Raw genomic sequence first — 12,068 nt, 5'->3', positions numbered from 1 at the left:
TAGACGGTATATTGCATGATGTATTTGTTGTGGATATATATTTATGATTCACAAGCCTCAAATTCGTATTTGTATGAGTAAATGACAATCGAATATATGTTTGACATGAAAGCGGTTGGATGCTAATATATTATTAAAAGGTGCTACCGATAGACGGTTAGCCCTGATATTACGCTTACAAAAAAGTAACCGCCAAGTTTTGTCAGGACAGGGCGGTTACTTTTTTGTCTTATTTCTTATCATTGCTCTTAGAGCCAACGGCATAACCAAGAGCAAAGCATGTAATGCATAAGCTGATGATGGCTATAAAAAGTTCCGTTGTAAGCATAAGCACAAACCTCCGTATAGATTTCCACAAGTGGATTTATCTATGTAAACACAGGCTATAAACTCCTGTGGCGAAGGCTAACCGCCTACCGAATAGGGTAGCACCAAATATATTATAGCAAACATATGTTCGGTGCGCAAGATTAATACACACGAGGTTGAGATTGTGTAAGATTTTGATGGATGAAAAAGATTTAAGAATTTCATTTTCGGCGCCGTTAAATGTGTTAGATACAGATGGTCAGACGTACGGATGTAGAGTTAATAATCCAGATATCTGTGCAAATAACTCAATTCCAGATGTTTGTGCGTTTACATCTAGTGATTGTATTTGTCACAGACCTTCAAGAGCTTGGAAAAAGCAATATAACAAGTTGAAAGAAGGTGGAGTAAATGCATAAAGATTTAATTAAACTTGGTGAGGCTGCAACTTACATTAATGGATACGCATTTAAACCAGATGATAGAGGCAAAGTAGGATTACCAATAATACGGATTCAGGATTTGACAGGGAATTCTTACGATTTGGGTTTTTATGATGGAGATTATCCAGAAAAAATAGAGATAAACGATGGAGATGTTTTGATTTCCTGGTCTGCCAGCTTAGGTGTATATATATGGAACAATGGAAAAGCTTTGTTAAATCAGCATATTTTTAAAGTCGTATTTGACAAGGTCAATATTGATAAGAATTATTTTGTATATGCTGTGCGTTATAAGCTCGATGAAATGGGAAGGAAAACTCATGGGGCGACTATGAAACATATTGTAAAAAGGGATTTTGATGCTACAGAAATTCCATATCCTTCAAAACATGAACAGATAGAAATTGCAAACAACTTAAAAAGAATAGAAAATATTATTGAATTAAGATCGAATGAATTACAATTGTTAGATGAATTGATCAAAGCCCGATTTGTCGAGATGTTTGGTGATTTAAATATTAATGATAAAGGCTGGAGAGAAATTTCACTTTTTGATGCATGCAATAAATTAAAAAGATATCCTACTTTTTGCAATATGGAATATTTGGCGCAGGGAGTAAGAGTCATCAGGATTAGTAATATACTGATGGATGGTCATATGGATGTTGATGACGAAAACTATGTTTTTGTTTATGATGGAGCAAATATAGATTTTCCAGACACAGTAATAGAATTACAAGATATTGTTATGGCTGTCCGAGGAGATGGCTCTGCGGCGAAAAGAATAGGTATAATACAAGAGGAAAAATTAGTAGGTGCAAATATTAGTCCTAATTTAATTAGAATACAAGCAAAAAGGGAGATTATAGAACCTGTTTGGTTGTTCTATTATTTAACGAGTGAAGTGGGGCAGAAGCGATTAGATGCTTATGTCAATAAAACAGCTAAGAAAAATATTGCAGCGAAAGATATAGCAAAAATTGTTACACCAGTCCCCGATTTGAATAAACAGAAACAGTATGTTGATTTTGCCAATCAAGTCGACAAATCAAAATTGCTCTCGCTTATCAAACTACTGGAACAACTGATTACTTACCTATATAATGTGTTTATAATATACCGACAAGACAAAGGGGAGGAGGTAGAAGACCATGAATAATTTTGACTTCTTAAGGGATGAACCAAGATTTGCCGCATTTGCTGGGGTTGCAATATCGGCTGAGAGAATAATTCTTATAGATCCTGATATGTGTATACTCAATTGCCGCAGGGCTATGGAGTTTGCAATAAAATGGATTTATTCAGTTGAGACTTCACTTGAAACGCCGTATCAGGATAATCTTCACAGTTTATTGAATTCAGAGGATTTCAGAGATTATGTGGGAAATGATCTGTGGAGACGATTGGATTATATACGAAGAAAAGGCAACAGTGTGGCTCACAATAACAGGCGTCAGGGATTTGACGAGGCTATGCTTTGCCTGGAGAATCTGCATATATTTATGGACTTTATTTCATGTTGTTATGTACGGGGATATGAGCAGAGAGAATTTGATAGAAAAGCCATATTGAACAGACGTGAAAATGCCAAGAAATCCAGGGAGAATGCTGAGAATGCAAAGAGCCAGCTCAAAGAACAGGAAGAGTTGATTCGCCAGAATCAGGAAGAGATTGAAAGACAGAAGATAGATCTAAAGACATTGGCTGAGGAAAATGCAGATCTCAAGGAGAAGTTATCTGCACGCAGTCAGGTACAGAGGAAGCGTTATAAGCAGCATCCGCTTGATATATCTGAGTTCGAGACAAGGAAACTCTATATAGATGCTATGCTTGAGGACGCAGGATGGGTACAGGGATCAGACTGGATCGATGAAGTTGATGTTGATGGTGTTCCTAGCAGGTCAGGAAATGGACGGGTGGACTATGTGCTTTATGATGATACACAGAGACCACTTGCTATTATAGAGGCAAAGAAGACATGTGTCGGAGTTGAGGCAGGCAGATATCAGGCGAAGGAGTATGCAGACAGCATTGAGAGAAAGTATGGCAGAAGACCTGTTATCTTCCTTACAAATGGGTTTGAGACGCATATTATTGATGGACAGTATCCGGAGAGAAAGTGTTCGTGCATTTACTCCAAAAGGGATCTGGAGAAGTGGTTTAATCTGAGGTCTATGAGGATAAGTCTCAGAAACGTAATGGTAGATAAGACAATTGCCGGACGTTATTACCAGGAGGCAGCGATAAAAGCAGTGTGCGATGCATTTGACCAGAAGAACAGAAGAAAAGCATTGCTTGTCATGGCTACAGGTTCTGGTAAGACACGAACAGTAATAGCACTTTGCAAGATACTGATAAATGCCGGATGGGTGAAGAATATTCTGTTTCTGGCAGATAGAAATTCGCTTGTTACGCAGGCTAAGCGTAATTTTGTGAATATGCTGCAGGATTTATCCTGTACGAATCTGGTGGAGGAGAAGAATAATTATAATGCAAGGTGTGTATTTTCCACATACCAGACCATGATCGGATGCGTTGACAGTGCAAGTGACAAGGATGGAAGAATATTTACCTGTGGACATTTTGATCTGATCATATGTGATGAGGCGCACAGGTCAATATATAACAAGTATAAAGATATATTCACTTATTTTGATGCACCGCTTGTGGGACTTACGGCGACACCGAAGGATGAAGTGGACAAGAATACTTATGATATATTTGAACTTGCAAATGGAGTTCCTACATATGGCTATGATCTTGCACAGGCTGTTGAGGATGAATATCTTGTTGATTATATGACAATTGAGAGCAAGGTAAAGTTCCTTGATGAGGGAATTGTATATGAAGAACTCTCGGACGCAGATAAGGAAGAGTATGAGAAAACATTTGTGACAGAGTCTGGGGATATACCGGATAAGATAGAGTCCGCTGCGCTTAATTCCTGGTTGTTCAACAAGGATACAATAAGAAAAGTCTTACGTGTATTTATGGATAATGGAATCAAGATAGATTACGGGCAGAAGATAGGAAAAACAATAATATTTGCAAAGAATCATACTCACGCAGAGAAGATATTTGAAGTATTCAATGAGGAATATCCGCATCTTGTTGGGTACGCGGAAGTTATAGATAATCAGACTAAATTTGCGCAGAAAGCAATAGATGACTTTTCTGATCCTAAGAAATTGCCACAGATAGCCATATCAGTTGATATGCTTGATACGGGAATAGATGTTCCAGAGATACTCAATCTGGTATTTTTCAAGAAGGTAATGAGTAAGGCAAAATTCTGGCAGATGATAGGAAGGGGAACCAGACTTTGCGAAGGACTGCTGGACGGCAAAGATAAAGAGTTGTTCTATATATTTGACTTCTGTAGTAACTTTGAGTTCTTCAGGGTGAAGAAAAAGGGCAAAGAGGCTGTAAATGTGATGCCTATACAGGGCGCTATATACCAGAGAAGATTTGAGATAGCGTATAAGCTGCAGTCACTTACTGATAGGGATGACAGGGTGAATTTCTTCTTGGAAAAACTGATATCTGACATGAGCAGTGAAGTACAGAGATTGTCGAGGGATAACAGGGATAATTTTATAGTAAAGCAGCATCTGAGATATCTGGATAAATACTCGGATGAAGTAAACTACCAGAATATAACGTTCTCTGATGTCAATATCGTAAAGGAAGAAGTATCGCCTTATATTATGGCCGATGGTGATGAGCCGAGTGCTCTGAGATTTGATGCGCTTATATATGGCTTGGAGCTTGCACATGTGGCGGGAAAGAATGACAAGAGAGCAAAAAGAGATCTTATAAAAAGGGCTAATGCACTTTCAAGACTTACAGGAAAACATATTGATGAGATTGACAGCAGGAAAGAAATCATAAATAAAGTATTGTCGGATAGTTATGTAGATGGTGCTGGAATTATAGAGTTCGAAGAGATAAGGACGGGACTTAGGGATATCATGAGCTTTATAAAAAGCACAGTACAACCATACGACACTAACTTTGATGATGATATCCTATCTACTGACTGGCATGAATCAGAACTTGAGAACGATGATCTGAAGAATTATAAAGCAAAGGCTGAATTCTATATAAAACAGCATCAGGATAATATTGTAATTGCAAAACTCAAGACAAATAAGCCACTTACTACTGGGGATGTGAAGGCACTTGAGGATATCCTTTGGAATGAGATTGGAACGAGAAAGGATTATGAGGGTGAGATCGGTGACAAGCCTCTTGGTGAATTTGTACGTGAGATAGTAGGGCTTGATATGAACGCTGCAAAGGAGGCGTTTAGTGAATATCTGAATGAAACAAATTATGACAGCAGGCAGATATACTTTGTCAATCAGATAGTTGAGTATGTGGTACACAATGGAATGATAAAGGATATGTCAGTGCTGATGGAGTCGCCATTTACAGACAGGGGAAGTATAACGGATATATTTAACGCGTCTGTATGGATGGGCATAAAGAAAGTAATAGATCAGATAAATGCAAATGCTAATGTGGCTTAGCAGACACTATTATTCAATATATGCAATTTTTGCACAAGTTGAACATTTATTTCAGTATGTGCAATTTCTGCACAATGTGAATATACATATAACAAGATTTCGGGGGAATCACATGACTTTATACATGAACATAAAACAGCTTGGCAAGCGGAAGAACACAGTGCACAAGGTCCCATTTGAATATGACACAGCACCGAGCACGCTGCGGGAACTCATAACAGAGACAGTAAAGATCTGCGTGGCACAGTACATATCCCGCATGGATCGCGGCGATGCAGTGCTGACAGATGAACAGATCGATGACATGGGAAGAATAGGAAAGATAGCGTTCGGGATTGTCTATGGGGAGAAGAAACCGGATGTGGATGAAGCAGTGAAGACAGCCATTCAGGGATTTGAGGATGGACTGTTCAGAGTGTTCCGCGGTATGGATGAATTAACGGAGTTTGACAGGGAAGAGAAGTTTAACGAAGGGGATGAGATCACATTTATCCGCCTCACAATGCTGGCGGGCAGAATGTGGTAGAACATAAAGAAAGGGGTTACAATGGCGGTGGACAAGAAGACAAGGCTTGAGCTTGAGGAGCAGAAGAAGATCGCAGATGAAGTGAGAGAGGCATTTGACGAGAATTCCACGAAGCTCAGAAAGAGCTACAGTGCGGATGCGCAGAAGCTTCTTAAGGAGATGGATAATTACTATGGAGATGTAAAAGAGTCGATGATCGGCAAGAGACTTGAGACATTTCTTGAGAATGAAAAGAATGTTCCTTCTGAATTCTTCAGGAAGGAGTTGAAGCATTTGCCGGGGTGGGTGCCGGATCATCTGATGGAGGATTTCTACACTTCTATAGACAGCATAATCAAGTGGCAGACAAGCCAGTATTATTACAGAAGAACCATGCGTACGAAGAGGTATGGGGCATTTCTTGACAGATATTTCAGGATCATGAATGAATATCACTCCATGGGGATATACGGATGCGACATAGTATCTCTCTACAGGGAGAAATTGCCGCAGGATATATTGTGCTATTACAGGGATGGCAACAGCAATGGGTATAGAATAGTATCTGAATATTGGATACAGGCGGAGCTCGACAGGGGGAATGCAGAGCTTGAGGAAGTGCTCATGGACATCATGTTCGGTGAGAGTGCGCAGTCAAGGCTTACGACAAATATCCTCAGGGGAATATATATGAGCTCCAACACAAGACTCCATGAGGCTGTAGGCAAGCTGCTCGTTGCGGCAAAGCTTCAGGAGGGGCTTAGGCAGGCGATATGTGAGAATATGGATTATGGAACGGCAGGTGCATTTATGACCCTGTTCCATGTAATAAAGGAGAATGATCTTCTGAGATTCTCGTCTGTCATGAGGGCTGTAGCCACCTGGACAGGACTTGTGGCTGACGAGGAGAGCAAGCTTGACCGTATACAGAAGAAACAGCTGCTTCTTATAGATACATATCTGAATGATGAAAATGCAAGGCGTGAAGCTTTATCCGGCGAGGATGCCATGCAGATTTATCTTGCGCTGTGGAGCTATGGTTTCTTTGATGTGGACGAGGCATGCCATGTGATGAACAAGCTGGCGCTTGATGGCAGCAGACACCAAAGACTAGTATTTGGCACATATATTAGGGCAATGAGTCTGGGAAAGGTGTACACACACAGCGTTGCAAAGGAATTTATCAAGAGATTCCCAGACGAGATGGACACCATGGCGGTCATCATGCCAAGCTTCATGTCGGATTACCAGCCTTATATGAATAGTCTCATATATAAAGACGGCAGATCGTACAACAATGAACTTAAGAAAATGACATTTGCCGAGGTGGACAAATATTTTGACAGCAGGAAAGAATGTCAGGAGATGTACGATATCCTCATGGGTATACTTGAGCGCATGCCAAAGAAGAGGTTTGAGTTTGATCCGTGTGTATTTCCATGGAATGCCGAATATCTGGACAGATCTGCAATCATCATGAGACTTGCGGTCTGTGCAAGCGCTCTAAAGGACGAGGACAAGATCACTTACATAGCGGAGATGGTTCCTGAGATAGATTCCGCAAGGTACAGCAGAGATGCGCTTTTGCTTCTGCTTGTAAGGCAGCCGGCAAATGACAGACAGCGTGCCATACTGGTGGATGCGGTTGCCGACAAGGAGACATATACCAGAAACAAGGCGGCGATGATCGTTAAGGATATGAAACTTTCGCCGGAGAATTATGTACAGCTTGAGAATATGCTCAAGTACAAGAAGTCAGACATAAGGGAGACTGTACTGTCTATACTTTATAAACTTGACGGTGATGACATGGACGATCTCATCGGAAGACTTCTCGCAGATTCCAAGGAGGAGAAGAGAACAGCGGGACTTGATCTGCTGCTCCAGCTCAAAAATGATGAGAACAGGCAGAACCTTTTTACAGATTGTGTTGGTCATATAGACGCTATGCAGAGGGAGTCTGCGAATGGAAGATCCAGTGTTACAACTAAGGAGCAGATTCTTATACGTGAGATAAAAAATGTTGGCACAGACCGGGCTGGTGCAGATGAGGGGTATGGACTTTATGATGTAAATGCGGACTATGAGCCGATATTTGACAAGAGTTATCTGGCTGAGTGCCTTGAGCTGTACAAAAAGTATTTCCCTGAAAGCGGGATTGCAAATGATAATCTGTGCAAGACTGCCAAGAGCGAGGGTGCATTTGCAAAACTCAAATCAAAGATTGTGCCTAAAAAGAAAGACACGACATCTGATTCAGAAGTTATAAATATATTAAGAAAATTTGATGCATTTGTGGATGAGCACAAAAATGATGAGTATGAGATGGCTGACGGAGAGATCGGCCTGCTTGGTGAGGCAGGTGGAAACATATATGTGAACCGTGACAAAGTGGCATGTGAGGAATTGTGGGTAGATTTCTACGAGAAGAATATTCAGACTCCGTATATGTGCATGCAACTCTATGTGTATCTGAATGGCTACAACAGTGACAAACAGGATTTCAAGAAGTACTGTGAGAGCTTTATGGCGGATATGTTTGGAAATATATATATAGAAGAATGTCCGGCATTCGGATATCTTGCCATTGCCAGAGCTGTAATTGGTTTCCTGTATAGAAGATATGTGATGGATAGTGACAAGAGGAGGCTTGCCGTTGTGGCAGCAGACTATCTGCTTGGAAGAAACGATGAGCTCATATATACATTTGGCGGGAATAAAGGTGGCAGCAGTATATCTGGTGATGATTCAAAGATATATCACAGAAGTGTGCTCACAAATGAGCAGATCATGATAATAACAAGGTGGCTTGCGATCGATGGTGACAGCGATATATTGGACGTAAAAGAAGATTCTGACGAGGCAAGGCAGAATGAAGAGGATTTCAGGCATTTGTTCCCATACAACTATGCCCTTGCAAAGTGTCATAACTTTAATATACCTTCAGACGTTGTAAATGATAGAAATTCATATTACTGGATACACACAGGAAGTGTCATGTCGGTTCCTGGTCTCCTGAACTATATTGCCGCATACAGTCGTGGCATTATATCCAGGGATTATATGTACAAGATGGCATTTGAGGGGAATTCCCTGGATAGGAGCCTCAAATGTGTATCTGACGTGATGCGTTTTATAACGGAGCGCAACAGGAAGGTGCAGACCAGAGGCTATGAGTGGGGATATACGGAGCGTGAAAGGCTGAGAAGTGTGCGGCAGATACTTCTTCACAGTCCGGAAGGAGAGTTCTCGGAGACGGACGAGAAAAGGCTGGATATAGCTAAGAAGCTGTACACTGATATGTCAGAGCTTGTGCTTTCTGCAGAGCTCACAAGGGGAGACACGGAGACAGAATTCTCTCCATATATATACGGGCTTACAAGAATATTCGGAGCGGAGTATTTTGTCAGGATACTGTCAGCCCTAGGCAAGGAGACGTTGGAGAGATCAACGTATTTCAATACCGGTTATTACTATAATCGTCAGAAGGTCAGTAAGAAGAACAGTATGTCGCATCTTCTTCAGGCGTGTGTGCCTGATGCAAATGACAGTGCGGAGACTTTGAAGGCCTATCTTACAGGTACGGATATAAGTGATGCCAGGCTTATAGAGGCGGCTATGTATTCTCCAGAGTGGATAGATATAGTTGGAGAGTATCTTGGATGGGATGGATTTACTGCGGGATGCTATTACTTCATGGCGCACATGAACGAGTCATTTGATGACAAGAGAAAGGCTATGATAGCGAGATTTACACCGCTTGAGGTGGATGAGCTGAACGACGGCGCATTTGACAGGACGTGGTTTGCCGAAGTCTATGACAGATTGGGTGACAAGCGATTCCAGCTTATATACAAGGCGGCGAAATACATTTCAGATGGTGCAAAGCACACCAGAGCGAGAAAATACGCGGATGCGGCGCTTGGCAAATATGATGAGCCCGAGCTGATGGCTGAGATCGAGGCAAAGAGAAACAAAGATCTGCTCATGGCGGTGGGAATCCTGCCGATAGAGAATGAGGAGCAGATAAAGGACAGGTACATGTTCCTTCAGAAGTTCAAGAAGGAGAGCAAGCAGTTCGGAGCACAGAGGAGAGCCAGCGAGGCGGCAGCAGTTTCTACAGCTATGCGCAATATGGCGATCAATGCCGGATATCAGGACGTGACGAGACTTACCCTACGTATGGAAAGCCTTGTGGTTCAGGGCATGACAGAATATTTTCAGCCGCATGAGGTCGGAGAAGTGACCGTATGGCTTGAGATGGAGGACGGCGGCAAATGCGCTGTCATCTGTGAGAAGAACGGCAAACAGTTAAAGTCCGTTCCGGCAAAGATCAAGAAGGATGAGTATGTATTGGCTCTGATGGATGCCAAGAAGCAGATGGCGGAGCAGTCAAGGCGTACAAAGGCAATGCTTGAGGATGCCATGGAGAGCCAGGAGGAATACACCTGGGCTGAGATCAGGGGCATGCTGGAGAATCCTGTTATACATGACATGGTGGCTGCGCTGGTGTTCAAGGTAGTGGAGCCGGATGGCGTGAATGCGGAGCTGGGTAATACGGCTGATAACATTACATCAGTGGCAAGTGATCTTGATGATAGCAAGAATATTGATTTGAGGAATAACAGCGATGCTGGTGATGTGCAGTTAGATAATGCAGGAGGCGAAAGTGCTGGTGTACTTAGTCAGAATGTAGTTCTTGGATTTGCAACTGAGGATGGATTCAATGTGTTTGTTGAAACAACCGCTGGTGATGAAAACAAACATTTGTCAGACGACACCAAGCTCACAGTTGCACACCCATTCCACATGTATACAGCAGGCAGGTGGCACGACATACAAAAGTATGTATTTGACAACAAGATCGTTCAGCCGTTCAAGCAGGTGTTCAGAGAACTCTATGTGAAGACCGAAGAGGAGATGACCATGGAACATTCCCTCAGATACGCGGGCAATCAGATCCAGCCGAAGAAGACACTTGGCTGTCTGAAATCAAGACACTGGGTAGCTGATATAGAGGATGGACTTCAGAAGGTGTACTACAAGGAGAATATAGTGGCGCAGATCTACGCTCTTGCAGACTGGTTTTCACCTGCGGATATAGAATCACCGACCCTCGAATGGGTGGTGTTCTCAGATAGAAAGACAGGAAAGAATATGAGAATCAAGGATATCCCAGACATCATATTCTCTGAGGTCATGAGGGATGTGGACATGGCTGTTTCCGTGGCGCATGCAGGAGGCGTGGATCCTGAGACCTCACACTCAACTGTTGAGATGCGAAAGGCGATAGCAGAATTCACTATGCCACTTTTCAAGCTGACAAATGTCACATTTACAAAGAATCACGCAGTGATAGAGGGCAAGCGCGCAAATTACACAGTTCACCTTGGAAGTGGAGTGGTGCATCAGGAGGCAGGACCTATGATAAATGTACTTCCTGTACATTCACAGAGACGAGGCAGAATATTCCTGCCATTTGTGGATGACGATCCAAAGACATCGGAAGTACTCACGAAGATACTGTTCTTTGCAGAGGATAATAAGATCAAGGATCCTTATATACTGGGACAGATCGAGCAGTGAGTGTGAAGATAATACTGCTGCCTGTGACAAGTAAGTGATGTGACGTTTGACAGATAGATTTCCGGACAGAGAAAGAAGATGACATAATGGGAATCAGGAATATAATAACAAGGCTTAAAATGGGACGTGGTGATGCAGACAACAGGTTTCCATATGACGAGAACATACATGAGGCTGTCATCAGGTGTTCTATCTGCACCGGCGAGCAGGTCGCAGGTTTTAAGAACAGACAGGACGGCAGTTTTGTGGGTGTGATGGTGATACAGTCGGATGACGATCTTGAATACTTCAAAGAGCTTTATGGCGTGGAGAAGGTTAGGAAGGTGTATTAAAATGAATATTCAAACTATTCAAATCTGAATAGTTTAAACTAATTTAAGGCTCAAACTATTCAATATTGAATAGTTTGGATTGGCATGCAACATACCGTGATAGACACTTACAGCAGCATATTAGTCAAGCACTACAAATTGTTATTGTGTGACTGCCAGCTATATGATAAAATAAAAATATCTGAGGGGAAATTGCGTGATTTATCACGGACAATAGAATACTCGGCAAAACAAGAGAAATTTTGTGACGCAAAGCTATAGGGCCTAAGAGATTTGAGACATCAGGGGAGACGATCAGACGGCAGCCAGTTGCATCTACACATGGCATATGTAAGATTATTACTATATGGGATAATTATAC

5 protein-coding genes and 1 riboswitch are annotated in these 12,068 nt (G+C 41.9%); all 5 genes read left to right on the top strand.

The genetic code is table 11. From position 1 onward, the window contains the following. Window positions 1-720: 720 nt before the first annotated feature. The 5 genes from DW159_RS04255 (at window position 721) to DW159_RS04235 (ending at window position 11,707) form a co-directional block, all read left to right on the top strand. Window positions 721-1,911 carry a restriction endonuclease subunit S gene (locus DW159_RS04255; protein WP_117549046.1) on the top strand — a complete coding sequence of 397 codons (1,191 nt, stop codon included), beginning with the start codon at window positions 721-723 and terminating at the stop codon, window positions 1,909-1,911. Beyond that, window positions 1,904-5,284, top strand: coding sequence for a DEAD/DEAH box helicase family protein (locus tag DW159_RS04250; RefSeq protein WP_117549045.1), 3,381 nt, complete (start codon window positions 1,904-1,906; stop codon window positions 5,282-5,284). The genes DW159_RS04255 and DW159_RS04250 overlap by 8 nt, the downstream gene beginning before the upstream one ends. A 112-nt stretch (window positions 5,285-5,396) precedes the next feature. Continuing rightward, window positions 5,397-5,810 (top strand): hypothetical protein, encoded by a 414-nt coding sequence (locus DW159_RS04245; protein ID WP_117549044.1) that lies wholly within the window; start codon window positions 5,397-5,399, stop codon window positions 5,808-5,810. Window positions 5,811-5,831: 21 nt separating this feature from the next. Beyond that, on the top strand, window positions 5,832-11,375 hold the full coding sequence (locus tag DW159_RS04240; RefSeq protein WP_117549043.1) for a DUF4132 domain-containing protein: 5,544 nt from the start codon (window positions 5,832-5,834) through the stop codon (window positions 11,373-11,375). An 86-nt stretch (window positions 11,376-11,461) separates the two neighbouring features. Beyond that, window positions 11,462-11,707 carry a hypothetical protein gene (locus DW159_RS04235; RefSeq protein WP_330410586.1) on the top strand — a complete coding sequence of 82 codons (246 nt, stop codon included), beginning with the start codon at window positions 11,462-11,464 and terminating at the stop codon, window positions 11,705-11,707. Between the two features lie 214 nt (window positions 11,708-11,921). After that, window positions 11,922-12,024: riboswitch (cyclic di-GMP riboswitch) on the top strand. Window positions 12,025-12,068: the final 44 nt, after the last annotated feature.

It is taken from the genome of Coprococcus sp. AM14-16 (genome assembly GCF_003434675.1).
Classification (GTDB): domain Bacteria; phylum Bacillota; class Clostridia; order Lachnospirales; family Lachnospiraceae; genus Coprococcus; species Coprococcus aceti.
This window is presented reverse-complemented; position numbering and strand designations above follow the sequence as displayed.

What these genes read in the sequence shown, in the direction of transcription:
- DW159_RS04255 (WP_117549046.1), top strand. Translation starts at nt 721, where the DNA reads ATGCATAAAGATTTAATTAAACTTGGTGAGGCTGCAACTTACATTAAT.
- DW159_RS04250 (WP_117549045.1), top strand. Translation starts at nt 1,904, where the DNA reads ATGAATAATTTTGACTTCTTAAGGGATGAACCAAGATTTGCCGCATTT.
- DW159_RS04245 (WP_117549044.1), top strand. Translation starts at nt 5,397, where the DNA reads ATGACTTTATACATGAACATAAAACAGCTTGGCAAGCGGAAGAACACA.
- DW159_RS04240 (WP_117549043.1), top strand. Translation starts at nt 5,832, where the DNA reads ATGGCGGTGGACAAGAAGACAAGGCTTGAGCTTGAGGAGCAGAAGAAG.
- DW159_RS04235 (WP_330410586.1), top strand. Translation starts at nt 11,462, where the DNA reads ATGGGAATCAGGAATATAATAACAAGGCTTAAAATGGGACGTGGTGAT.